Below are 22,448 nucleotides of genomic sequence, written 5' to 3' on the forward strand. Positions count from 1 at the left end.
AACAAGAAACCCGAGAGAGGCTCACAGTGAAGCCGCTCGCCACTGCCCCTATCATACCCATGACAAACCTTGCTTTTCACATACCCGGTTAACATAAATGAATTATTGGCAAGCGATTTTAAAACAAACCACCGATCGCGAGTTCATGACGCGACTGTGGCGGCTGGCCCTGCCAGTGTCGCTGCAATCCATGATGTTCTCCCTGCTCGGCCTCATCGACATCATGATGGTGAGCCAGCTAGGCACCACGGCTGTGGCGGCGGTCGGCTTGGGTAACCGGGTCTTCTTCTTCAATCTGCTGGTGATAGCGGGACTCTCGGGCGGGGTCTCGGTGTTGGCGGCGCAATATTACGGTCGCGGCGAGCTGGCCGGGGTGCGCCGCGCCCTGGCGCTGGCGCTGGTCGGCGCACTGCTGGTGAGCCTGCCGTTTGCCCTCATCTATCTGCTCGCGCCGGGCAGCGTGCTCGGCTTTGCCAGCCAGGAACCCGAGTTGCGCGCCCTCGCCGACCAGTTTCTGATGATCACCGGTGCTACCATCCTCTGCACCGCAATCGTCGTGCCGCTGGAGGCGGCGCTGCGTTCGGTGGGCAACGCGGCGGCGCCGACCCGGATCGGCATCATGGCCATCATAGCCAACGTCATCCTCAACTACGCCCTCATCTTCGGCAATTTCGGCTTCGAGGCCATGGGGGTCGCGGGCTCGGCCTGGGGCACCACGATTTCACGGCTGCTGCAGACGGCGCTGCTGCTTGCCTATGTGTGGCGGCAGGAGCCCCGCCTCATCCCGCGCAGGCAGGACTGGTGGGACGCCTTTCGGCGCAAGGAGGTGGTGCGCTTCACCCTGATCGCCCTGCCGCTCTTGTTCCACGACGGGCTCTGGGCCTTCGGCATGCTGCTCTACGGCTTTCTCTACGCGCACCTCGGCACCGACTCGCTGGCCATCATGACCACCCTCGGCACGCTCGAGAGCATCCTCATCTCCCTCTTCTTCGGGCTGGCGGTGGCCTGCTCCACCCTGCTCGGCCACCGGCTCGGGGCCGAGGAGTACGACATAGCCTGGCAGCACTCCCAGCTGTTCCTGCTGCTGGCGCCCATCGGCGCCCTGCTGGTGGGGATTGCGGTCTGGCTGATGCAGACCCAGCTGCTGCAGTGGGTCGGCAACCTGCCGGGCGAGCTGATGGGGGAAGCGGGCCAGGTGCTCGCCATCATGTGTCTGGGCATGCTGCTCAAGGTGTTCAACATGGTGGGGATTATCGGGGTGCTGCGCTCCGGCGGCGACGTGAACTACAGCATAGTCATCGACATCATCGCCATGTGGTGCATAGGCCTGCCGCTCGCCTGGGTGGCGGTCAGCCTGCTCGGCTGGCCTCTCTCCTGGGTGGTAGCGGTGGTGCTGCTGGAGGAGCTGTGCAAGGTGCTGCTAGTGCAGCGCAGGATCCGCCAGCGCCGCTGGCTCAGAAATCTGGTGATAGGATAAGGGGACGCAGGAAGCGGCAAAATGCGGGGTCATATCAATGACAGAAAATCCCGCTTTGCAGTATGCTGGCCCCCTCTTCAATCAGAGACAGGGCGCCGCCATGTGCAAGTGTCCAATGCCCTGTCCCCTAGTCGTTTCAGGAGACGAGCATGCAACCACAGAAAGAGCTGATCACCGAGACTGCCCTGCTGGAGATGGCCAACGGCATCATCACGAGCCACGAAGACTTCATCCACGGTATGCGCGCCGACTCGGTGGAACAGAAGGGGGATATTCTGGTGTTCAAGGGGGAATTCTTCCTAGCCGAAGATGGCACTCCGACCGGCAAGACAATGGCGGTGTTCAACATGTTCAAGCTGCTGGCCCAGCAGCTCTCCGGCAAGTACCAGCTGAGCTGATCCCTCCCTTGCCCGTGGCCACAAGATGCCGCCCTCAGGCGGCATCTGTCTTGATGGCGTGGGGCAGCGCGAGCTTGCCGGCAAGCTCGCCCACCACGCAGTTACGCCCCGCCATTTTGGCCATGTAGAGACACTCGTCGGCCCGATTGAGCAAATCCTCTATGCTCTCTCCGCGCTGGGCCAGCGTCAGGCCGATACTCACAGTCACCTCCAGCAGCTCATCCGAGGTGGGGCTCTTCACCAGCCGCGCCTCCACCGCCACCCGCAGCCGCTCCGCCACCCGCTTCGCCTGGATCAGATCGCCGCAGTTGGGCAGCAGGATGGCAAACTCCTCGCCGCCATAACGCCCCAGCACCATGCCGGGCTCCAGCTGCTCCGCCAGGGTCGCCGCCACCTCCTTGAGTACCGCATCCCCCGCCAGATGGCCGAAGGTGTCGTTGATGCGCTTGAAGCGGTCCAGATCCAGCAACAGCACGGCAAAGGGCACCTGCTTGCGGATCATGTTCATCCTGGCCTTCTCCAGCCGCTTCATCAGCAGGCGGCGGTTCATCATGCCGGTCAGCTCGTCCGTGGTGGACTCCCGGTAGAGCTGCAGCAGCATGTTGAGCTGACCGCACTGCACCCAGCTGCTGGCCAGGGTAAACAGCGCCAGCAACCAGATCTGGTTGAGAGTCTGCACGCTCCAGAGCGGCTGTCCCACCAGCAGCCAGTTGCCCGCCAGCATGGTGACCAGGATGCCCCCCGCCAGCTGCAGGCCGAGGGAGAGCGGAATGGGGAAGATGGCAAACAGACTGACGAGCAGATAGGGGAAGGCCATGTAGCCTGCTTGCAGCTCCTGATCCGCGCCGAAACTGTGCAGGCAGATGAGGGAGAAGAGCATCATCACCGCCATCAGATAGCCCAGCGCCAGCTTCATGCGTTCGCGCCTGAAATGGATGAGGTAGGAGAAGGGAATGAGTGGAGAGAGGGCAAGCAGGCAGAAGATCCTGGCCTGAAGCAGTTCGTCGAACTGGGCAGAGGGCAGGGTCAGCCAGTCCACCAAGGCCCAGGCGGGCAGCCCCACCATCAGTAAACAGGTGAGCAGACGCAGACGCACCGTCATAAAGCCCATGCGGGTCAGGGTAAAATCTTCGGAGTGGGCACGGGCACTCCAGAACTCCGACAACTTCAGCATCCAGAGCCTCCAAATCTCGACAGAGGGCTCATTCTACGCCGTACGGGCTCAAAATCCTATGCGACCGGCGCCATTTCAGGGCGAGCGCCGTCACACAAACCGGCGGATCATAATCGCCACGCGCAAACGTTTCAACCCATGGAAAAATAAACTGGTTTCAGCCCGAATTAGCGCTGGTCAGCCCGCGCTCAATCACTAAAATAGCGCCCAATTTTCTCCCCCCTCCCCCACACATTCGAGGTATTTATGGAACAGGCTGCCGCCGTCCGCGCAACCCCAGAGGCCCATCCTCCCAGGCGAGCCCACAGCGAACTGGTCTACGGTATAGACGATGTCCCACCCCTGCCCCAGACCCTGTTCGCCGCCCTGCAGCATATGCTCGCCATGTTTGTCGCCATCATTACCCCGCCCCTCATCATCGCCAATGCCCTCGGCCTTCCTGCCGCCGACACCCGTTATATCGTCTCCATGTCGCTGGTCATGTCCGGCATCGCCTCCTTCATCCAGACCCGTCGCTTCGGCCCCATCGGCTCCGGTCTGCTCTCAGTCCAAGGCACCAGCTTCAACTTCCTCGGCCCCATCATCGCCTCCGGCCTCGCCCTCAAGCAGGCCGCCATGCCTACCGAGGATCTGCTGGGAACCTTGTTCGGTACCATGCTGGTAGCCGCCCTCACCATGGTGGTGATGAGTCGCTTCCTCCATCTGGTGAAACGGGTGATCACCCCGCTGGTGACCGGGATCGTGGTGCTGCTGATCGGCCTGACCCTGATCAAGGTGGGGCTCATCAGCATGGGTGGCGGTTATGCCGCCCTCTCGGATGGCAGCTTCGCCAGCCACAGCAACCTCTTCCTATCCCTGCTGGTGCTCGGCCTTATCGTGCTGCTGCAACGCAGCCGCAATCCCTGGCTGCGCCTCTCCGCCATCATGATCGCCATGCTGGCGGGCTATGCCGTGGCACTGCTGCTAGGCAAGGTCACGGCCCCCACCTTCGACGGCCCGCTGGTGATGGTACCCATCCCGCTCCACTACGGGCTCGGCTTTGACTGGCAGCTGTTCGTACCGCTCGCCATCATCTTCGTGGTGACGGCGCTGGAAGCCATCGGCGACATGACGGCCACCTCGGACATCTCGGGCGAGCCGCTGGAAGGCCCTGTCTACATGGCGCGGATCAAGGGCGGCGTGCTGGCCGACGGCGCCAACTCCATGCTGGCGGCGCTCTTCTCCACCTTCCCCATGTCCACCTTCGCCCAGAACAACGGCGTCATCCAGCTGACCGGGGTGGCCAGCCGCCACGTCGGCCTCTTCATCGCCGCCATGCTGGCCCTGCTCGGCCTGTTCCCGGCGGTGGCCAGCCTGGTGCAGCAAATACCCGAGCCCGTGCTGGGCGGTGCCACCATAGTCATGTTCGGCACAATCGCCGCGGCCGGGGTGCGCATCATCTCCCGCGAGGAGCTCGACCGCCGCGCCCTCATGATACTGGCGGTGTCGCTCGCCATGGGACTGGGGGTTGCCCAGGTGCCCGAGGTGCTGCAACACCTGCCGGACCTGGCCCGAAGCGTGCTCTCCTACGGCGTCGCCACCGGCGGCCTCACCGCCATCGTCATGAACCTGCTGCTGCCCAAACGCACCGCCGCACAGGCCTGACACTCCGCCATCCTTGCACCAAAGCCCCGCCATGCGGGGCTTTACCTCCTTCTCCGCCGCGGGTAGTGTGCTGGGCAGCCTTTGCCCAAGGATGCCGTCATGCCCTATACCCTGCTCTCTCCCCTCCCCGACACCAATTCCCCCGCACAGATACTGGCGCAAGAGCAGCACTGGCTGCGGGACTGTGCCCGTGACGGCCAGCCCTGCGCCCACCTCTGGCAGGCGCCCCAGTGCCTTATCGTTACCCGCAAGGACATGCGCCTGCCCCGCTATCAGGAAGCCTGCGAGCGGCTTGCCGCCGAAGGCTGGCCGGTTCATGTGCGCGACAGCGGCGGCACAGCCGTGCCCCACGGCGCCGGCATACTCAACCTATCCCTGCTGCTGCCCCGCACCACCACGGATCTTGGCCACTACTACCATCTGCTGGGCGCCCCCCTGCTGACCCTGCTGGCGGAGTTCGGCCTTGAGGGAAACTATGACTTCGTGCCCGGCTCCTTCTGCGACGGCCAGTACAATCTGGTGATCGGGGGTCGCAAGATCACTGGCACAGCCCAGCGCTGGCTGGCACCGGGCCAGGATCACCACGGCGCCGTGCTGGCGCAGGCCATGCTGCTGGTGGCGGGGGATGTGGACGAGGGCACCCGGATGGCGAGCCGTTTCTACGAGCTGGCGCGCGGGGAGTTGCGTTTTGCACCCGGCACCTCCACCACGCTGGCACAGCAGATCCATTGGCGGGGGAGTGAGGAGGCTCTGGTAGATAACGTGCGAGGGCGGCTGGCACGACTGTTGACTGAGAGTCAGATGCCCTCCCTCTGAGCAAGGATGAGAGCCTGACGCACCATAAAAAAAGCCACGACAGCAGTCGTGGCTTTGCTTTTTCCAACGCGGATAAGGTCAGGCCGTCTGCGGCTCCGGCTCGGCTTCACCGTCCAGATCCCGGCTGAAGTAGGCGCGAGTCTCGGCGATCACCACGTGGCGCAGACCGATGAGACCGATAAGGTTCGGCACCGCCATCAGGCCGTTGACGATATCGGCCAGCAGCCAAATCATGTCCAGATGGAGGAAGGCGCCGCTCGCCACCAGCACCAGATAGATGAGGCGGTAGGGCTTGATCGCCTTGACCCCGAACAGGTACTCGGTGCAGCGCTCGCCGTAGTAGTTCCAGCCGAGGATGGTGGTGAAGGCGAAGAACAGCAGCCCTATGCTCACCAGATACTGGCCTATGTGGGCATCCAGCCCCTGGGCAAAGGCCTGGCTGGTCATGGCGGCGCCGCTCAAGTCCCCGCTCCACACCCCTGTCACCACCAGGGTCAGGCCCGTCATGGTGCAGATGATGATGGTGTCGATGAAGGTACCCGTCATGGAGACCAGCCCCTGCTCCACGCAGGAATCCGTCTTGGCCGCCGCCGCCGCTATGGGGGCAGAGCCCAGCCCCGACTCGTTGGAGAAGACCCCGCGCGCCACCCCGGACTGGATGGCCAGCATGATGCCGGCGCCGACGAAGCCACCGGTCGCGGCGTGGCCGGTAAAGGCGCTGCCTATCACCAGACCCATGGCCTCGGGCAGGGCACCGGCGTTGTTCACCAGCACACCGCCACAGGCGAGTATGTAGAAGATGGCCATGAAGGGCACCACCTTGCTCGACACGCTGGAGATGGACTGGATGCCCCCCAGGGTCACCAGCGCCACTATCAGGGTCAGCACCACGGCGGTCGCCTCGCGGGGCACAGAGAAGGAGAGGCTCATGGCGTCTGAGATGGCGTTGACCTGCGGGAAGGTACCTATGCCGAAGAAGGCCACCCCTATGCCGAACAGGGCAAACAGCTTGGCCAGCGGCTTGGATCCGAGTCCCTTCTCCAGATAGTGCATGGGGCCGCCCGCCATCTGGCCGTTGGCATCCTGCTCGCGGTATTTGACCGCCAGCAGACACTCGGCGTACTTGGTGGCCATGCCGAACAGGGCCGCCATCCACATCCAGAACAGGGCGCCCGGGCCGCCAAGCTTGATGGCGGTGGCGACCCCGACTATGTTGCCGGTGCCTATGGTGGCGGAGAGCGCGGTGCAGAGCGCCCCGAAGCTGGAGACATCCCCCTGCTTGCCCTGGCCCTGATCGCGGCCAAACACCAGTCGCAGAGCGAGCGGCAAGCGCACTACCTGAAGCAGACCCAGACGCAGGGTGAGATAGAAACCTGTCCCGACCAGCAGGGCAAGCAGGGGCGGACCCCAGATAAAGCTATCGATGGCGGTTAACGCCGATTGAATTGATGACATGCATCCTCCTTAAAAAACAAAAATTAAGGAGGAGAAGGATGATCTTCCCATAGGTGTCGCGATCGGCCAGAGGCGATCGGATGCGGGCCAAGCCCAGGTACAACCATCCCATCCCCTCTGTCCTTTTGCCTGAGAGTTTCCGGCGCCAGCCTGCCCTTGCGGGTCGTCATGGTGCCTTGCTCCTTCGGCGCCCGATTTAACGGGTCTCTCCAGAGTATCGTCCAGTAGCAGTCCACACCGGTTGCCCGGTACCTGAAAGATTCACTTCTTCGGTGGATGGTCCCCCATCGCTCTCCTGCTACCTTCATCCGAACTAGTTTGGATTAGGAAGCGGGCATGTTAATCCAAAAAATGTGAGCTGTCTCCCACTCGGCCGGCCCGCTGCGCCACTTTTTTCCCGCCTCGGCCCCCATGGGGAGATATGTTATTTGTTCGTTAACTATCAATAGCTTAACTAAGCCATTTTGGGCGACCCTCGATAAGGCTGCGCCACCAGGTCGCATATCAAGATGATCTTTCGTCTCGACCAGAAAAACTTGCCAACATATCCAATCAAAATGCTTGCACAGAAACGCAATAGGCCGATAATCCCGCGCATAACTAAGCACTTTGCGATGGAGTTATGCATTGTGTCTGGTTGGTCCCTCCGGACCACTCGCCTGAGCCGGCCGCTGCCGTCTCAACAAACCAAGGCTAGGGCAAATCTGCCCCCTAAGGACTTTCAAAAGAGAATGAACGAGACCCTGATCGCACAAGACTACCGTCAGCTGGTTGAACAATTCGGCTCCCCCCTGCTGCTGCTCGACAAGGCAGCCGTCCGCAAACAGTATCGGGCCCTGGCGGCCGCCCTGCCCGATGTGCGATTGCACTATGCACTCAAACCCCTGCCCCACGAGGCAGTGGTCTCTGTCTTGAAGGAAGAGGGGGCCTGTTTCGATCTGGCCACCAATGGCGAAGTGGATCTGGTGCGCAGCCAGGGGGTTCGCCCGGGACGCTGTATTCATACCCATCCCATCAAGCGCGACAGCGACATTCGCTATGCGCTCGAGTTCGGCTGTACAGTGTTTGTCTATGACAACCCGCTGGAGCTGGAGAAGTTCATTCCCTACAAGGACGAAGTCAAGCTGCTGCTGCGGGTCAGCTTCCCGAACCCGGAGACCAAGGTCGACCTCTCCAAGAAGTTCGGCTGCACCCCGGAGCAGGCGCTGCCGCTGCTGCAACTGGCTCACGCCAAGGGCATCAAGGTGATGGGGCTGTCGTTCCACGTCGGCTCCCAGGTACCCCACGCCCGTCGCCATGTGCAGGCCATCGATGCCTGCCGCGAGATCATGGAGCAGGCTTGGGAGCTGGGGCTCAAGCCCTGGGTGCTGGACATCGGCGGCGGCTTCCCGGTGGATTATGAGGGTGGCGAGTTCGACATAGATGGCTTCTGCGCCCCGATCCGCGAGGCGCTGGCCAAGCTGCCGGCCACGGTGCAAAAGATTGCCGAGCCGGGCCGCTTCATCAGCGCACCGGCCATGACCTCGGTCTCCAGCGTGATGGGCAAGGCCCACCGCGGTGACAAGATCTGGTACTACCTGGATGACGGCCTCTACGGCAGCTACAACGGCCAGCTCTATGACCACGTCACCTACCCGGTGAGCACGCCGCTGGCCCGTGGCGAGCTGCACAACTCTGTGCTCTCGGGCCCCACCTGCGACAGCGTGGACGTGATCCGCGAGGGCATAATGCTGCCGGATCTCGCCATCGGCGAGCTGGTGGTGGGCCGGGTGATGGGAGCCTACACCTGGGCCTCGGCCTCGACTTTCAACTTCTTCCCCAAGGCGAGCATCCTCATTCTGGACAGCAGCCAACAAGGGCAGAAGCTGGTGGCGGTCGCCTGACGCGCCAGGGCGACGCAGATAACAAAGAGGGGAAGCGCAAGCTTCCCCTCTTTCATTTCACCTGTATCGGTCAGATAAACTGACTGGCCAGCAGCCAGCCTGTGTAGGCAACGAAGCAGGCGAGCAGCAGGCCCCCTTCCAGCCGGTTGATCCGCCCCTGCCCCTTGCGGCCCAGACACATCACCAGCAGCAACAGGGTCAGCCCCATCATGATGCTCCAGTCACGGCTGAGCACCTCGGGCGCCACATCGAGCGGGTGGATGCCAGCCGCGATCCCCACCACCGCCAGGGTATTGAACAGGTTGGAGCCGAGCACGTTGCCAAGGGCCAGATCGTGCTCATTCTTGCGAATGGCGATAAGGGACGAGGCGAGCTCAGGCAGCGAGGTGCCGACAGCCACTATGGTGAGGCCAATCACCAGATCGCTGATGCCGAGCGCCTGGGCTATGGTCACTGCGCCCCACACCAGCAGGCGGGAGGCGCCGATCAGCAGTACCAGGCCGACGATGAGCCAGAGGATGGCGCGCTTGAGGGACATGCCTTCGCTGCTGATGTCATCCTCGGTGTCCGTGTCGAGCGCATCCCCCTTGCCCCGCATGCCGGCCCAGATGGACCAGCCCATCAATCCCAGAAAGGTGGCCCCCAGGATCAGGGCATCCGTGCCATCGAGCCGACCATCGAGCAGCAGGGCGCCGGAGAGCAGGGTGATGCCGAGCAGGATCGGGATCTCCTTGCGCACCACCTGGGAGGCCACAGCGATGGGGCTGATCAGGGCGGTCAGACCCAGGATCAAGGCGATGTTGGTGATGTTGGAGCCATAGGCGTTGCCGAGCGCGAGCCCGGGGTTGCCCTGGGAAGCCGCCAGCGCGGAGACCACCATCTCGGGGGCCGAGGTGCCAAAGCCGATGATGACCATGCCGATCAGCAGCGGCGGCATGCCGGCATAACGGGCGGTCGCGGCGGCGCCGTCCACAAATTTATCCGCACTCCAGACCAGCAGCGCCAGTCCGGCAATCAGGGCAACAACAGCCAGGGTCATAACGTCTCCATCCCATCGCCTGCAAACGACAGAGCCAGGCACTGTGCCTGGCTCTGTCCAGAAGTGGGCCCAGTGTAGCGGGCCGACTTCCCATTTCAAGGGAAAATCAAACGCCGATTGATATTTTACAGCGCCGCCAGCAGGCTCCCGGCATCCGAGACCTCGAACTTGCCCGGCGCCTCCACGAACAGCTGCTCGACCACGCCATCGTTGGCGATGAGGGCAAAGCGCTGGGCGCGGATACCGCCGAAGGCCCCCGTCTCCTTGGCAAGGCCAAGCGCCCGGGTCCAGCTGCCGTCGCCATCGGCCAGCATAGTGATGGCGTCAGCATTCTGGGCCGTCTGCCAGGCCTTCATCACGAAGGCATCGTTGACCGACAGACAATAGAGGGCATCGACGCCCTTGGCCCTGAACTGGTCGGCCAGCACCACATAACCGGGCAGGTGGGCGTTGGAGCAGGTGGGGGTAAAGGCGCCCGGCACGGCAAACAGCACCACCTTCTTGCCCGCAAACAGGGCCTGGCTATCCTGCACCTGCTTGCCTTCCTGGGTGATGAAGGTGAATTCGCCCAAAGGCAGGGATTGGCCAATCGCTATCATGATCTCTCGTCCGTGGTAGAGGTAGGGAGCGACAGTCTACCCCAGCCCATGCCTGCGAAACACACCCCCATCAGCGCCGCCATTTGAACTAACCTTGAGCAGGATCAGCCGACCAAGGAGGCCTCATGCAGAACTATTACGATGGACTGGAAATTCGCCCCTCCGCCTTGCGAGAGCAGCAACAACTGGATCAACTCAATCACCTGCTCACCCATGTCAGCCAGTATTGCGCCGGTTACTCCAGCGCCTATCGCCAGCGTCGCCTGCAGGATCTGGGCGAGCTGACCACACTGCCCCTGCTCGACGCCGCCGAGCTGTTTGCCGCCCAGCAGGCCCATCCTCCCTTCGCCGGTCTCACCGGCCGCCCCGCCAGCCAGGCGCTACGGGTCTTCGCCTGCCCGGGCCAGCTGGCCATTCCCGAATATGCGGGCGCCGACTGGTGGGGGGCGACACGGGCTCTGTTTGCCGCCGGTTTCAAGGCCGGGGAGGTACTGCTCAACGGCCACGACTACCACATCAGTCCCACCGCCTTCATCTTCGACAACGGTGCCCGCCAGCTGGGGGCACCCGTGGTACCTTGCGGCCCCCACGATACCCGGCGCCAGCTGGAGGCGCTGCAACGCTACCAGCCGACCGGCTTTGTCGGGCCGCTGGCGGCGCTGCTGGATCTGCTGGAGGCGGCGGAGCTGGCCGGGATCCCGAGCGACAGCCTGCACTGCGCCCTGCTGTGTGAAGCCTCTCACCCCGACACGGCGCCGCTGCAGGCCGTTCACGGCATACGGGCGCTCAACTGTCTGCTGTTGCAGGATGTGGGGGTGATCGCCTACGAGAGCCAGCCCGGTCACGGCTTCATCGTCAACGAGAGCTGCATCATAGAGATCATCGATCTCGCCAGCGCAGAGCCCGTCATAGGCGACACCGTCGGCCAGCTGGTGGTGACCCGGCTCGATCTGGAGTATCCCCTGCTGCGCCTCGTCACCGAATGGCAGGGTCATTGGCTGGCGGGGGCCAGTTCGTGCGGGCGCACCAACCGGCGCCTCAAGCTGGTGTGACAATGCAAAACGGGCAGCCATCAGGCTGCCCGTCTTGTCTCTGGCGAGGAGAACATCTGAGAAGTGTCAGCGTCTCGCCTGCCAGGTGGCGATGGCGAGCAGGGAGTCTGGGGTGAATTCGGCGGCGCGGGCGGCGATCTCGGCCTGGCTCATCCAGTGCACCTCGCTCACCTCTTCGGCCTGCAAGCGCAGCGGCCCCTGATAATGACAGCTGTAGAGGCCACCCCAGACCCGGTAGCCTTCCCCCTCGGCATAAAAGGACCCTAAGTCCTGCAGGGGAATGCCCTGAATGCCCAGCTCCTCGGCCAGCTCGCGGCGGGCAGCGGGTTCCATCTGCTCGCCCGTGGTCACCACGCCGCCGGCGCAGGCATCCAGCATGCCGGGGCAGAAATCCTTGCTGAGGGTGCGACGCTGCACCAGGATGCGCTCCTCCTCGTCGAGCACCAGGATATAGCTTGCCCGGTGACAGAGGTTCTCCCGCCGCACCCTGGCCCGCTCGGCAACGCCGATCACCCGGTTATCCGCATCCACCACATCCACCCATTCCACGTGCAGGCCCTTTCGCTCATGTCGTTCAACTGCCCGCAGTATATCGGGGCAAGGGCTTGTCATGGCAGCACTTTTTCAACCCGTACCAGCAGATTTTCCCATGCGGCGATGCCGAATTAAGGATTCATACAAACCTCCACCAACTGTCACATCAGTGTCATCCGGCGACGGCATAGTGTGCCCTGTCCAAGCAACAGGTGTTTTGTGATGAAGGTGTTCAAGAACTTGTCTCCCCGCCAGATTGCCCGCCACATCAAGAGCTTCCATCACGGCAGCTTCATGGTGGAGGCGCTGGGGCGGTTCGAATTCAGCGGCGGAGAGATCAATCTGGAGAGCCTGACCTGCCGTCAGACCCTGAGTCTGGCCCGGCAGATCAATCTGGAGGTTCGCGGCCTGCGTCACGTCAACCTGCTGTTGGGGTAACTTCCATAGTCCTTTCTGTTTGTAGTCTGCTTCCATACACGTCTTTGCCCGCCGCTCACCGAGCGTGCGGGCCATTTTTTATCGGACATTATCACGCCGGGTCTGCACTCAATGCTGCAGGATCTGGGAGAGGAACAGCTTGGTGCGCTCCGACTGGGGATGGTCGAAGAACTGATCCGGCACGTTCTCCTCGATGATCTGGCCACGGTCCATGAAGATCACCCGATCCGCCACCTGCTTGGCAAACCCCATCTCGTGGGTGACGCAGAGCATTGTCATCCCCTCATGGGCCAGCTCCACCATCACATCCAGCACCTCGCGCACCATTTCGGGATCCAGCGCCGAGGTCGGCTCGTCGAACAGCATGACCTGGGGGTTCATGCAGAGGCTGCGGGCGATAGCCACCCGCTGCTGCTGGCCGCCGGAGAGCTGACCCGGGTACTTGAGGGCCTGCTCCGGGATCCTGACCCGGCGCAGGAAGGTCATGGCGATCTCCTCGGCCTCCCTGCGTGGCAGTTGCTTGACCCAGATGGGCGCCAGGCAACAGTTCTCCAGCACAGTCAGGTGGGGGAAGAGGTTGAAGTGCTGGAACACCATGCCCACCTCTTTGCGCACCATCTCTATGTTCTTGAGATCCGAGGTGAGCGCCGTGCCCTTGACCAGGATGTCACCGCTCTGGTGCTCCTCCAGCCGGTTGATGCAGCGGATCATGGTGGACTTGCCCGAACCGGAAGGGCCGCAGATGACTATCTTCTCCCCCTTGCCGACCTGCAGGTTGATGTTACGCAGCACGTGAAAGTCGCCGTACCATTTGTTGACGTCCTTGAGGGCAACCACAGGATCCATTGTCATTTTGAAGTCACTCCCGCTATGGGTGGTTGTTCCATCTGCAGCATAGGCAAGGCGTCATGCTGCGGGTGATTGGCGTCCTTGCGTGCCGCCAGGGTATCCGTTGTCATCTTGAAACCACTCCTAATGCTTGTGACCCGTGTTGAGCTTGTGCTCCAGATAGATGGAGTAACGGGACATGCCGAAACAGAACATCCAGAAGATCATGGCGATAAACACATAAGCCTCGGTGGAAAAGCCCAGCCAGGCCGGATCCGCCAGCGCCACCTTGGAGATGGCGAGCAGATCGAACAGGCCTATGATCAGCACCAGACTGGTGTCCTTGAACAATGAGATAAAGGTATTCACCAGGGAGGGAATGGTGATCTTGAGGGCCTGCGGCATGATGATGAGGCCCATCACCTTCCAGTAGGAGAGTCCCAGCGCCTCACCCGCCTCGTACTGCCCCTTGGGGATCGCCTGCAGCCCCCCTCGCACCACCTCCGCCACATAGGCGGCCTGGAACAATATGATGCCGATGAGCGCCCTCAGCAGCTTGTCCAGCTCCACCTCGCTGGTCATGAACAGCGGCAGCATGACGGACGCCATGAAGAGCACGGTAATGAGCGGCACGGCGCGCCAGAACTCGATATAGACGGTGGAGAGGCTGGCGATGACCGGCATGTGGGAGCGACGCCCCAGCGCCAGCAGGATCCCGAATGGCAGGGCGACCGCTATGCCCACCACCGCCAGCACCAGGGTCAGCATCAAGCCGCCCCAGCGGTTGGTTTCCACCACCTCGAGACCGGCCCCGCCGTGGATCAGCAGAAAGGCGATGACGGGAAACACCAGCAGGGTAAAGAGCGCCAGCCAACCCTTGCGCGGGGTGCGCGGCCAGATCAGCAAGGCCAGCAGTACGGCCAGCCCGACGAAGGCCAGGTTGATGCGCCAATACTGATCCCCGGGGTAGAAACCGTAGAGATATTGCCCCAGCCGGCTCTCGATGAAGATCCAGCAGGCACCGCCCTGCACGCAGTCGGCGCGGCTGCTCCCCTGCCAGCTGGCCGAGAACAGCGCCCAGTCCAACGCCGACCAGAGAGCCGGCAGCAACAGATAGGCCAGCACCAGGGTCAGCAGGCCGTTCCACCAGTTGGGGAACAGGTTCTGCCTGAGCCAGGCGAGGACGCCCCGGCGGCGGTTGGGCGGTGGCAGCGCTTCTTGCAACTCGTTCACGAACATGGCGACTCCCTAGCGCTCGACCAGCGTCATTCTGCGGTTGTAGATGTTCATCAGGACTGACGTCGAGATGCTGATGATGAGATAGACGCCCATGGTCATGGCGATCACCTCGATGGCCTGCCCTGTCTGGTTGAGGGTGGTACCCATGAACACAGAGACCAGATCCGGATAGCCGATGGCGGTGGCCAGCGAGGAGTTCTTGGTGAGGTTCAGGTACTGACTGGTCAGCGGCGGAATGATGACCCGCATCGCCTGTGGAATGACCACCAGCCGCAGGGTCTTGCTGGCTGACAACCCCAGCGCGGACGCGGCCTCCGTCTGGCCCTTGCTGATGGCCAGAATGCCGGAGCGCACTATCTCGGCGATGAAGGCCGCCGTGTAGATGGTCAGCGCCAGCAGCAGAGCCGCCAGTTCGGGCAGCACTGTCAATCCGCCCCGGAAGTTGAACCCCTGCAGGACAGGTATGCTCCAGGAGAGCGGACTCCCCGCCAGCAGGAAGGTAATGCAGGGCAGCAGGATCACCAGCCCTGCCGAGCAGCGCCAGACCGGGAATATCTTGCCGATCAACTCCTGGCGCCGACGCGACCAGCGCCGCAGACCCCAGCTCAGCAACAAGGCCAGCAGCAGGGCCCACAACACATAGCCGAAGCCGTCCTCGAACAGGGGCTTGGGGAGATAAAGACCGCGCACATTGAGGAAGGCAAGCTCACCCAGCTCCACACTCTGGCGCGGCGATGGCAGGGTGCGCAGCACAGAGAAGTACCAGAAGAAGATCTGCAGCAGCAGCGGAATATTGCGAAAGGTTTCGATATAGACGGTGGCAATCTTGGCCACCAGCCAGTTGCTCGACAGGCGAGCGATCCCGAGCACGAAGCCGAGCAGGGTGGCAAACAGAATGCCGAGCATCGACACCAGCAGGGTATTGAGCAGGCCGACCACGAAGGTGCGGCCGAAGGTATAGGTTTCGTCGTAGGGGATCAGGCTCTGCAGTATGCCGAACCCGGCCGTGTTGCCCAGAAAATCGAAGCCTGTGGTGATGCCACGGGTCGCCAGATTGGTCAGGGCATTGTTGATGATGTAGAACAGGAACGCCATAACGGCCGCTATGGTCAGGCACTGGAAGATCAGCGCCCGCACCTTGGCGTCATACCACCAGCGGCCCTGTTCTTTCCTGTGGTTTGATGCGTGCAGCGCCATGAGGATGACTCCGACAAAGCCAGGGCAAGGGGAAAATGGGGGGCCAGGCCCCCCGGGCGATCATCAACTCAGCGAATAGGGGGGGCGTACATCAAGCCGCCCTTGTTCCAGAGTGCGTTGATGCCGCGATCTATCTTGAGGGGCGAACCGCTCCCCACGTTGCGATCGAACGACTCGCCATAGTTGCCGACCTGCTTGACTATGTTGTAGGCCCACTTGTCATCCAGCCCCAGCACACTGCCCTTGGGCTCTTCCAGCCCCAGCAGACGGCGTATGTCCGGATTGGTGGATTTGAGCATCTCGTCCACATTGGCGCTGGTCACGCCAGCTTCCTCGGCATTGAGCATGGCGTAGAGGCTCCAGCGCACCACCTTGAACCATTGATCATCCCCCTGCCGCACCGCCGGGCCCAGCGGCTCCTTGGAGATGACCTCAGGCAGCACCACGGCCTCATCCGGTTTGGTCAGCTTGATCTTGAGGGAGTAGAGCTGGGACTGATCCGAAGTCAGCACGTCGCAGCGACCCGCTTCGAACCCCTTGACGGTCTGATCCGAGGTATCGAACACCACAGGGGTATATTTCATGCCGCCGTTGGCACGGAAATAGTCCGCCAGGTTGAGTTCAGTCGTGGTACCTGACTGGATGCAGACCGCGGCACCATCCAGCTCCTTGGCGCTCTTGACCCCGAGGGACTTGTTGACCAGGAAGCCCTGGCCGTCGTAGTAGTTCACCCCGGCGAAGGTCAGGCCAAGCGAACCGTCCCGGGTCAAAGTCCAGGTGGTGTTGCGCGACAGCAGATCCACTTCCCCCGATTGCAAGGCGGTGAAGCGCTCCTTGGCGGTGAGAGAAACATATTTGACCTTGCCGGCATCCCCCAGCACGGCGGCGGCCACGGCGCGGCAGACGTCCACATCCAGACCCGTCCAGGTGCCCTTGGCATCCGGGTTGGAGAAACCGGGCAGCCCATCGCCGACCCCGCACTGCACGAACCCCTTCTTCTTGACCGCATCCAGGGTGCCGTCTGCCCAGGCATTCGCTGCCGCCAGCGACAGCACTATCACCATACCCGCCTTGTGTATCTGCTTCATGTCACTCTTCCCTGTGGTTTGATTCAAATTGGCACCCAAACCCTGCAAGATGCCACAGCTTTTCCTGCTTTTTCGCAGCTTATCCAGCCAGCCAAAAACCTGTCAATCGGTGCAACCAAGCCCGTTTCTGGTGCAGCAGCACAAAATGTTTGAATGGGTCGATATACACCTTATGAATAAAAAATAGACCCTTATCGACAAAATAGCATACTGAAATGACCCGCCCATACCGGGTGGATTATTTTTTAGGCAAAATGGGCCTGCACAAGCATGGGGCAGCGTATTGGTTGTTAACTATTTCATTAATATCGGGTTTTGATCGGGCTGCCCGCTCCTGGACAGCCCGATCCTGGCACTGGCATCACGGCCAGACCCCTTCATCGAAGCGCCTCTGACCGGTCGAACAAGGGGTGAAAACCTGAGGGGACAAGCGGATTCATTCGCCGCGCGGGCCATTCTCGATATCGGTGACGATGCCGTTGCGCACCGTGACGAAGCGCATGAACTCGTTCTTGCCGAAGTTGTAGGTCCAGCGCTCGCCATATTTGACCTGTACCAGATTGCCAAACTGGTTCTCCTCGTTGCGGCTGAGCTCCTCGCGCAGCATGGGCTCACCACACTTGAGCAGCATCTCGGCAGTACTGTCCCCTTCGGTGATGAGGGCATTCTTGCAGCGCATCGCATCGGCGCTGGCCGGTATGCTCAGTAACAGCAGGGCCAGGACGGCCCCCAGATTCAGATGTCGCTTCATTGGCTATTCCATTTAAACAGGGCACTGCCCAGGGTGAGACAACAGAGGGTAAACAACAGGATCCAGCCCAGCGGCGCGGCCACCTCGGCCCAGCCGGCGCCCTCCAGCATGACGGCGCGGGCCGCCGTGATGATCTGGCTGAGTGGCAGCCAGGCCGCCAGCTGTTGCAGCCAGACCGGCGCCCCTTCCAGCGAGAACCAGACCCCGGAGAGGAACATCATGGGCATGCTGATGACGTTGAGCAGGCCGCTCGCCAGCTCCTCGTTCTGGATGCGGGCGGCGATGAGCAAGCCCAGCGACGCCATGGCCGCCCCGCCCGCCAGGGCGATCAGCAGCAGCAACCAGCCGGAGCCGAGCAGGGGCACGCCAAGCAGCCAGTACGCTACCAGAAACACCAGCAGGCTCACCACCAGGGTGATCACAATACGCGACAGCAACTGGGCGCAGAGAAACTCGGCGGCAGAGAGCGGCGTGGCCCTCAGCCGCTTGAGCACACCGTTCTTGCGATAGCGGACTATGACGAAGCCGACGCCGAACAGGCCGGAAAACATCAGGTTCATGCCGATCACCCCGGGCAGCAGCCAGTCCCCGTAGCGGATCGCCTGCCCGCTCAGGGTCTCCTTCACCAGCGGCCGGGAGATCGCCTGGCGCAACAGGTATTCGGCCATGGCGCCCTGACCGGCGTCCGGGTTGACCCAGTAACGGTCCGATCCGGGCGAGAGCAGCAGATCCAGCTGATGATGGCGCACCTTGAGCTGACCCTTGCGCTCGTCGTCATAGGGGATGAGCTTGAGCAGCGGAATGGCCTTCAGGGGGGCATAGGTCACGGGCAGTTCACCTACCACGCCCATCTGCACCAGCGGCTTGGGCGGGCCGGAGAAGATGAGGGAAAAACCTACCACCAGCAGCAGCGGGAAGGCCAGGTTCCACACCAGGGCCGCCCTGTCGCGCACAAACTCCAGGTTGCGGGCATAAAAGAGCGCACCGATCCGCTTGATGGCCCCCTTCATGTTCCGCTCCCCGGCCACCGCAAGGCACGCGGATAGCAGCGCGCCTCGACACGGCACGTCATGACTGCGTTCATGCGCCACTCCTCAGGCTATGGCCAGTCAGGTGCAAGAAGAGATCTTCCAGGTTGGGGGATCGCACCTGCATGCCGGTCAGCGGCACCCCCAGATTCAGCAGTTGCGGCAACAGGAGCGCCACATCTGGGCAAGTCAGCTCAACCTGATCGCCGTGAGGCAAGAGCGGATAGCCCAGGCTGGCGAGGACCGGATGATCCGGCAGACGCACCAGCACGCCATCGAAGTGGTGGGCCAGCAGGGCGGCCGGGGTATCCAGACTGAGCAGATGGCCGTGATCGACGATGGCGATGCGATCGCACAGCTGCTGCGCCTCGTCCATGTAGTGGGTGGTGAGCACCACCGTCTTGCCCTGGGCCTTGATCGCCTCGATGCGCTGCCAGAAATGGTGGCGCGCCTGGGGATCCAGCCCAGTAGTGGGCTCATCCAGAAACAGCAGCTCGGGGTCGCCGAGCAGGGCCAGCGCCAGCAGCAGGCGCTGACGCTGGCCGCCGGAGAGCTTGCGGCTGTCTCTGTCGATGAACTCGCCAAGGGCGCACAGTTCGATGAGCTGCGCCTGGGGCAAGGGATTGGGATAGAGGCTGGCAAACAGGCGCAGGGTATCGCGCACCGTCAGAAAATCCTGCAGCGCCGTGTGCTGAAACTGGATACCGATGCGGGAGCGGTAATCGGGGCCACGGGGGGCGCCGTGAAACAGGATCTGGCCGCGGTCCGGGGTCAGGATCCCCTCCAGCAGCTCTATGGTGGTGGTCTTGCCTGCTCCGTTCGGGCCGAGCAGGCCGAAACAGCAACCGGCGGGAATGGCGAAGCTGAGCCCGTCCACCGCCTTGACGCCGGGAAAGTGCTTGATGAGGTCAATGACTTCTATGATGGCTGCCATGCGTGTTTTCCAGAGTGACCGGGAACGCCAAGCCCTGACTATATCCAAATCCCCCGCAAAGGCACATTGTCTATCGACGAGGGCCCGCCAGACGGGGGCGCCTCAAACAGAAACGGCGACCCTGGGGTCGCCGTTTACTTTGCGTGGTCAAGCCAGCCGGATCACAGGATGTCCAGCAGCTCCACTTCGAATACCAGCGCTGAGTAGGGCGGGATGGAACCGGCACCACGGGCACCATAGGCCAGATCCTGCGGAATGTAGAGCTTCCATTTGGAACCAACCGGCATCAGCTGCAGCGCTTCAACCCAACCGGCGATGACGCCAGTCACCGGGAATTCGGCCGGCTCGCCACGGGCGACCGAGCTGTCGAACACGCCACCGTGGGTGAAGGTACCGTGGTAGTGCACGCGCACGGACTGACCGGCCACCGGCACGGCGCCATTGCCTTCTACCATGACTTCGTATTGCAGACCGGAATCGGTCACCTTGACGTCGGCGCGCTTGGCGTTGTCGGCCAGGAAGGTTTCGCCATCGGCGGCGGCAGCCTTGGCAACGGCTTCCTGCTCTTCCTGCATGCGAGCTGTGATCACCTGGAAGGCATCATTGATATCGTCACGGCTGACCGCGAACTCCAGACCATTCAGGGCATCTGCCAGACCTTGTTGCAGGGCCGGGATATCCAGACCGGCGAAGGCTTGCTGCGCCAGCTGATCACCCATGTTGCGGCCGATGCCATAGCTGGCCTTCTGTTCGATAGAGTCGTATTGGGACATTGAGATGTTGCTCCAGATCCAAGTAATAAAGAGGCGGGATGATATCAGACTTTTTGGCGAGGTGCTGCCGGCGGCGACCCTGATTTCCCCGCCCGTGGGAGGAACTTCACACAAGAAGAGCAGGATCGCCGCCCATCGGCGGCGATCCTGTCAGGCACAATGGCGCGCTGAACCTCTGGACTCAAACCTCAATTGCTGTGGCATCAGCGCGATCCAGCAGGGCCCGCACCGCGGCCACCTTGGCGCCGTCGGTGATATTGACGCGACCATCGTCCGAGATGCCCATCTTGACCCCGTATGGAGAGACACCATGCCGCCGCACCGCTTCCCTTGCTCAGGAGCGATCCAGCAGAGCTCGCACCGCCGCCACCTTGGCGCCGTCGGTGATATTGACGCGACCATCGTCCGAGGTGCCCATGTTGACGCCATGGGGCACCATGCCACCACGCCAGCCCATGCCGGACATGTGCACCTCGCTCACCCCGGTGAACTCCAGTATGGTGCGCACGTTGTCGGCATTGACCCCGGCGCCCGGCATCAGGCTGGCACGGCCCGCCAGAGCCTGCTGCATCGCCTGCAGTGTCTCCAGCCCCGCCAGCGCGGTCGGCGCATGACCCGAGCTCAGGATGCGCTCGCAGCCGGCCGCGACTATGGTCTCCAGATCCAGCCGCCAGTCGGAAGAGAGGTCAATGGCGCGATGGAAGGTGACGCCGAGCGGCCCGGCCGCTTCCACCAGCTGGCGCAGCGGGTCGGCGGGCACCCGCCCCTCTTGATCCAGCAGGCCGATCACCACCCCCTGCAACCCGGCGGCGCGGGCGGCGGCGATATCCAGCAGCATCAGTTCAAACTCGGCGGCGCTGAAGCAAAAATCCCCGGCACGGGGGCGGATCATGGCGTAGACGGGGACGCTGGCGTGGCGCGCGGCCAGCTGCATGAAGCCATAAGAGGGGGTCAGGCCACCCAGCCCCAGCGCAGAGCAGAGCTCGATGCGATCCGCGCCGGCTTGCTGGGCGGTGAACAGGGATTCCAGGTTGTCGATACAAATTTCAAGACGGGTCATGATGACTCCTTTATTGGAGAGATCAGACAGCACATCTGATCTCATAAATTGAGCAAGGCCGCGCCGCGCACGCCGCCGGCGCCACCGAAGCGGGCCTGGCGGATCTCGGGCAGGGCGACACCGGGCAGCAGATGGCCGGGCAGGCGCAGCGGCAGCTGTTGGTACAGGGCAGGCAGGCCGCTCAGGCCGCCTCCCAGCACCACCACCTCGGGATCAACCACGGAGATGGCGGTCGCGAGCCCTGCGGCCATGATCTCGAGCCAGCAATCGACCGTGGCCACCGCATGGGGCTCATGGGCCTCGAAGCGCCCCACTATCTGGTGGCCGCTGGCACGCTGGCCATGAAAATGGTGATAGAGCCGCTCCAGTCCGGTGCCGGACGCATAGGTTTCAAAACAGACCAGGCGACCGCAGCCACAACGGGGACGAGGCAGGTCGGGATACTTCATCAGCATGGTGGCCGGCAGCGGATAGTGACCTATCTCCCCCGCCAGCCAGTTGCGGCCCTGGATCAGCTTGCCCGCCAGATAGACGGCGCCGCCGATGCCGGTGCCTATGGTGACCCCCAGCGCGCTGTCGGCCCCGGCCGCCGCGCCCTGGTGCACTTCCGACCAGAGGAAGCAGTTGGCATCGTTGTCCACCTTGACCGGGCGACCCAGCAGCTCGGCCAGATCGGCGCCCAGATGGCGGCCATTGATGGAGGGCAGGTTCGCCGCCACTATGCTGTGATCGTGCCGATTGAGGATGCCGGGGAAGCCGATGCCCACAGCGCCTCTCGCGCCGAAGCGGGCGTCCGCCTGCTCGACCCGGGCACGGATGAGCTGCTGCAGCCCCTCGTAATCGTTGCCGGGCGTGCTCATGCGCTCCTCATGGCAGAGGTTCAAGGCGCCGTCATACACGGCGAACGCTATCTTGGTGCCACCAATATCAAAGCCGTAATACATGCCCACACTCCCTTGTCGGTGAGTCACCTCACCTCAGCCTGTCCAGAGCAGCACATTGTATTAATTCGCAAAAAAAATAAAGTGACCGGGGGCGAAA

At 62.6% G+C, this 22,448-nt stretch carries 23 protein-coding genes and 1 riboswitch; of the genes, 7 read left to right on the forward strand and 16 right to left on the reverse strand.

The window, feature by feature from the left end; genetic code table 11:
• Positions 1 to 97: 97 nt before the first annotated feature.
• Complete coding sequence (locus CK910_RS21930; protein WP_098984709.1) at positions 98 to 1,477, forward strand: MATE family efflux transporter; 1,380 nt, start codon at positions 98 to 100, stop codon at positions 1,475 to 1,477.
• Positions 1,478 to 1,626: 149 nt separating this feature from the next.
• Positions 1,627 to 1,875 carry a DUF2498 family protein gene (locus CK910_RS21935; protein ID WP_098984710.1) on the forward strand — a complete coding sequence of 83 codons (249 nt, stop codon included), beginning with the start codon at positions 1,627 to 1,629 and terminating at the stop codon, positions 1,873 to 1,875.
• Positions 1,876 to 1,909: 34 nt separating this feature from the next.
• Here CK910_RS21935 and CK910_RS21940 read toward each other — a convergent pair whose 3' ends face one another.
• The gene (locus CK910_RS21940) at positions 1,910 to 3,049 is read right to left on the reverse strand and encodes a GGDEF domain-containing protein (protein ID WP_098984711.1); all 1,140 of its coding nucleotides are present in this window, start codon (positions 3,047 to 3,049) and stop codon (positions 1,910 to 1,912) included.
• Between the two features lie 246 nt (positions 3,050 to 3,295).
• Here CK910_RS21940 and CK910_RS21945 point away from each other — a divergent pair, with 246 nt between their 5' ends.
• Together CK910_RS21945 and CK910_RS21950 are read left to right on the forward strand one after the other, a co-directional pair.
• A complete protein-coding gene (locus CK910_RS21945; protein WP_098984712.1) occupies positions 3,296 to 4,693 on the forward strand; it encodes a nucleobase:cation symporter-2 family protein in 1,398 nt (465 codons plus the stop codon).
• Positions 4,694 to 4,792: 99 nt separating this feature from the next.
• Positions 4,793 to 5,509, forward strand: coding sequence for a lipoyl protein ligase domain-containing protein (locus CK910_RS21950; RefSeq protein ID WP_098984713.1), 717 nt, complete (start codon positions 4,793 to 4,795; stop codon positions 5,507 to 5,509).
• 78 nt (positions 5,510 to 5,587) lie between these two features.
• Here CK910_RS21950 and CK910_RS21955 read toward each other — a convergent pair whose 3' ends face one another.
• Positions 5,588 to 6,964 carry an alanine/glycine:cation symporter family protein gene (locus tag CK910_RS21955; protein WP_098984714.1) on the reverse strand — a complete coding sequence of 459 codons (1,377 nt, stop codon included), beginning with the start codon at positions 6,962 to 6,964 and terminating at the stop codon, positions 5,588 to 5,590.
• Between the two features lie 107 nt (positions 6,965 to 7,071).
• Positions 7,072 to 7,187, reverse strand: a riboswitch (glycine riboswitch).
• Positions 7,188 to 7,695: 508 nt separating this feature from the next.
• On the opposite strand from CK910_RS21955, the gene CK910_RS21965 reads away from it, so the two are divergent.
• The gene (locus CK910_RS21965; protein WP_043134595.1) at positions 7,696 to 8,847 is read left to right on the forward strand and encodes a type III PLP-dependent enzyme; all 1,152 of its coding nucleotides are present in this window, start codon (positions 7,696 to 7,698) and stop codon (positions 8,845 to 8,847) included.
• A 70-nt stretch (positions 8,848 to 8,917) separates the two neighbouring features.
• On the opposite strand, the gene CK910_RS21970 is transcribed toward CK910_RS21965, so the two are convergent.
• Entirely contained in the window at positions 8,918 to 9,886 is a 969-nt protein-coding gene (locus tag CK910_RS21970; RefSeq protein WP_098984716.1) for a calcium/sodium antiporter, read from the reverse strand.
• A gap of 125 nt (positions 9,887 to 10,011) precedes the next feature.
• Positions 10,012 to 10,485 carry a peroxiredoxin gene (locus tag CK910_RS21975; protein ID WP_098984717.1) on the reverse strand — a complete coding sequence of 158 codons (474 nt, stop codon included), beginning with the start codon at positions 10,483 to 10,485 and terminating at the stop codon, positions 10,012 to 10,014.
• Positions 10,486 to 10,610: 125 nt separating this feature from the next.
• On the opposite strand from CK910_RS21975, the gene CK910_RS21980 reads away from it, so the two are divergent.
• A complete protein-coding gene (locus tag CK910_RS21980; protein WP_043134591.1) occupies positions 10,611 to 11,537 on the forward strand; it encodes a phenylacetate--CoA ligase family protein in 927 nt (308 codons plus the stop codon).
• A 66-nt stretch (positions 11,538 to 11,603) separates the two neighbouring features.
• Here the strand turns inward: CK910_RS21980 and yfcD are convergent, their stop codons facing one another.
• The gene (gene yfcD / locus CK910_RS21985) at positions 11,604 to 12,086 is read right to left on the reverse strand and encodes an NUDIX hydrolase YfcD (RefSeq protein WP_172955396.1); all 483 of its coding nucleotides are present in this window, start codon (positions 12,084 to 12,086) and stop codon (positions 11,604 to 11,606) included.
• Between the two features lie 207 nt (positions 12,087 to 12,293).
• Here yfcD and CK910_RS21990 point away from each other — a divergent pair, with 207 nt between their 5' ends.
• Entirely contained in the window at positions 12,294 to 12,509 is a 216-nt protein-coding gene (locus CK910_RS21990) for a DUF1107 domain-containing protein (RefSeq protein ID WP_098984719.1), read from the forward strand.
• Positions 12,510 to 12,617: 108 nt separating this feature from the next.
• Here the strand turns inward: CK910_RS21990 and CK910_RS21995 are convergent, their stop codons facing one another.
• From CK910_RS21995 to CK910_RS22040, 11 genes are all read right to left on the reverse strand, one after another.
• Entirely contained in the window at positions 12,618 to 13,361 is a 744-nt protein-coding gene (locus tag CK910_RS21995) for an amino acid ABC transporter ATP-binding protein (RefSeq protein ID WP_043134587.1), read from the reverse strand.
• Positions 13,362 to 13,481: 120 nt separating this feature from the next.
• Positions 13,482 to 14,576 carry an amino acid ABC transporter permease gene (locus CK910_RS22000; protein WP_043134586.1) on the reverse strand — a complete coding sequence of 365 codons (1,095 nt, stop codon included), beginning with the start codon at positions 14,574 to 14,576 and terminating at the stop codon, positions 13,482 to 13,484.
• A gap of 9 nt (positions 14,577 to 14,585) precedes the next feature.
• A complete protein-coding gene (locus tag CK910_RS22005) occupies positions 14,586 to 15,773 on the reverse strand; it encodes an amino acid ABC transporter permease (RefSeq protein ID WP_052159019.1) in 1,188 nt (395 codons plus the stop codon).
• 68 nt (positions 15,774 to 15,841) lie between these two features.
• Positions 15,842 to 16,861, reverse strand: a complete 1,020-nt coding sequence (locus tag CK910_RS22010; RefSeq protein WP_043134584.1) for an amino acid ABC transporter substrate-binding protein — start codon at positions 16,859 to 16,861, stop codon at positions 15,842 to 15,844.
• Between the two features lie 436 nt (positions 16,862 to 17,297).
• Entirely contained in the window at positions 17,298 to 17,612 is a 315-nt protein-coding gene (locus CK910_RS22015) for a DUF2845 domain-containing protein (protein WP_043134583.1), read from the reverse strand.
• Positions 17,609 to 18,622, reverse strand: a complete 1,014-nt coding sequence (locus CK910_RS22020; RefSeq protein ID WP_098984720.1) for an ABC transporter permease — start codon at positions 18,620 to 18,622, stop codon at positions 17,609 to 17,611. Before CK910_RS22020 ends, CK910_RS22015 begins: the two co-directional genes overlap by 4 nt.
• A 70-nt stretch (positions 18,623 to 18,692) precedes the next feature.
• Positions 18,693 to 19,574 carry an ABC transporter ATP-binding protein gene (locus tag CK910_RS22025; RefSeq protein WP_043554837.1) on the reverse strand — a complete coding sequence of 294 codons (882 nt, stop codon included), beginning with the start codon at positions 19,572 to 19,574 and terminating at the stop codon, positions 18,693 to 18,695.
• A gap of 161 nt (positions 19,575 to 19,735) precedes the next feature.
• On the reverse strand, positions 19,736 to 20,347 hold the full coding sequence (locus CK910_RS22030; RefSeq protein ID WP_043134579.1) for an FKBP-type peptidyl-prolyl cis-trans isomerase: 612 nt from the start codon (positions 20,345 to 20,347) through the stop codon (positions 19,736 to 19,738).
• Positions 20,348 to 20,528: 181 nt separating this feature from the next.
• Positions 20,529 to 20,633, reverse strand: coding sequence for a copper homeostasis protein CutC (locus CK910_RS23950; protein WP_172955397.1), 105 nt, complete (start codon positions 20,631 to 20,633; stop codon positions 20,529 to 20,531).
• Positions 20,634 to 20,681: 48 nt separating this feature from the next.
• Complete coding sequence (locus CK910_RS22035) at positions 20,682 to 21,407, reverse strand: copper homeostasis protein CutC (RefSeq protein WP_098984721.1); 726 nt, start codon at positions 21,405 to 21,407, stop codon at positions 20,682 to 20,684.
• Between the two features lie 41 nt (positions 21,408 to 21,448).
• On the reverse strand, positions 21,449 to 22,351 hold the full coding sequence (locus CK910_RS22040) for an ROK family protein (RefSeq protein ID WP_043134576.1): 903 nt from the start codon (positions 22,349 to 22,351) through the stop codon (positions 21,449 to 21,451).
• Positions 22,352 to 22,448 lie beyond the last annotated feature (97 nt).

The organism is Aeromonas sp. CA23 (genome assembly GCF_002587065.1).
In the GTDB taxonomy this organism is placed as follows: Bacteria; Pseudomonadota; Gammaproteobacteria; order Enterobacterales; family Aeromonadaceae; genus Aeromonas; species Aeromonas bestiarum.

Coding starts and splice junctions, on each gene's coding strand:
- CK910_RS21930 (WP_098984709.1), top strand. CDS start 98: ATGAATTATTGGCAAGCGATTTTAAAACAAACCACCGATCGCGAGTTC.
- CK910_RS21935 (WP_098984710.1), top strand. CDS start 1,627: ATGCAACCACAGAAAGAGCTGATCACCGAGACTGCCCTGCTGGAGATG.
- CK910_RS21940 (WP_098984711.1), bottom strand. CDS start 3,049: ATGCTGAAGTTGTCGGAGTTCTGGAGTGCCCGTGCCCACTCCGAAGAT.
- CK910_RS21945 (WP_098984712.1), top strand. CDS start 3,296: ATGGAACAGGCTGCCGCCGTCCGCGCAACCCCAGAGGCCCATCCTCCC.
- CK910_RS21950 (WP_098984713.1), top strand. CDS start 4,793: ATGCCCTATACCCTGCTCTCTCCCCTCCCCGACACCAATTCCCCCGCA.
- CK910_RS21955 (WP_098984714.1), bottom strand. CDS start 6,964: ATGTCATCAATTCAATCGGCGTTAACCGCCATCGATAGCTTTATCTGG.
- CK910_RS21965 (WP_043134595.1), top strand. CDS start 7,696: ATGAACGAGACCCTGATCGCACAAGACTACCGTCAGCTGGTTGAACAA.
- CK910_RS21970 (WP_098984716.1), bottom strand. CDS start 9,886: ATGACCCTGGCTGTTGTTGCCCTGATTGCCGGACTGGCGCTGCTGGTC.
- CK910_RS21975 (WP_098984717.1), bottom strand. CDS start 10,485: ATGATAGCGATTGGCCAATCCCTGCCTTTGGGCGAATTCACCTTCATC.
- CK910_RS21980 (WP_043134591.1), top strand. CDS start 10,611: ATGCAGAACTATTACGATGGACTGGAAATTCGCCCCTCCGCCTTGCGA.
- CK910_RS21990 (WP_098984719.1), top strand. CDS start 12,294: ATGAAGGTGTTCAAGAACTTGTCTCCCCGCCAGATTGCCCGCCACATC.
- CK910_RS21995 (WP_043134587.1), bottom strand. CDS start 13,361: ATGACAATGGATCCTGTGGTTGCCCTCAAGGACGTCAACAAATGGTAC.
- CK910_RS22000 (WP_043134586.1), bottom strand. CDS start 14,576: ATGTTCGTGAACGAGTTGCAAGAAGCGCTGCCACCGCCCAACCGCCGC.
- CK910_RS22005 (WP_052159019.1), bottom strand. CDS start 15,773: ATGGCGCTGCACGCATCAAACCACAGGAAAGAACAGGGCCGCTGGTGG.
- CK910_RS22010 (WP_043134584.1), bottom strand. CDS start 16,861: ATGAAGCAGATACACAAGGCGGGTATGGTGATAGTGCTGTCGCTGGCG.
- CK910_RS22015 (WP_043134583.1), bottom strand. CDS start 17,612: ATGAAGCGACATCTGAATCTGGGGGCCGTCCTGGCCCTGCTGTTACTG.
- CK910_RS22020 (WP_098984720.1), bottom strand. CDS start 18,622: ATGAAGGGGGCCATCAAGCGGATCGGTGCGCTCTTTTATGCCCGCAAC.
- CK910_RS22025 (WP_043554837.1), bottom strand. CDS start 19,574: ATGGCAGCCATCATAGAAGTCATTGACCTCATCAAGCACTTTCCCGGC.
- CK910_RS22030 (WP_043134579.1), bottom strand. CDS start 20,347: ATGTCCCAATACGACTCTATCGAACAGAAGGCCAGCTATGGCATCGGC.
- CK910_RS23950 (WP_172955397.1), bottom strand. CDS start 20,633: ATGGGCATCTCGGACGATGGTCGCGTCAATATCACCGACGGCGCCAAG.
- CK910_RS22035 (WP_098984721.1), bottom strand. CDS start 21,407: ATGACCCGTCTTGAAATTTGTATCGACAACCTGGAATCCCTGTTCACC.
- CK910_RS22040 (WP_043134576.1), bottom strand. CDS start 22,351: ATGTATTACGGCTTTGATATTGGTGGCACCAAGATAGCGTTCGCCGTG.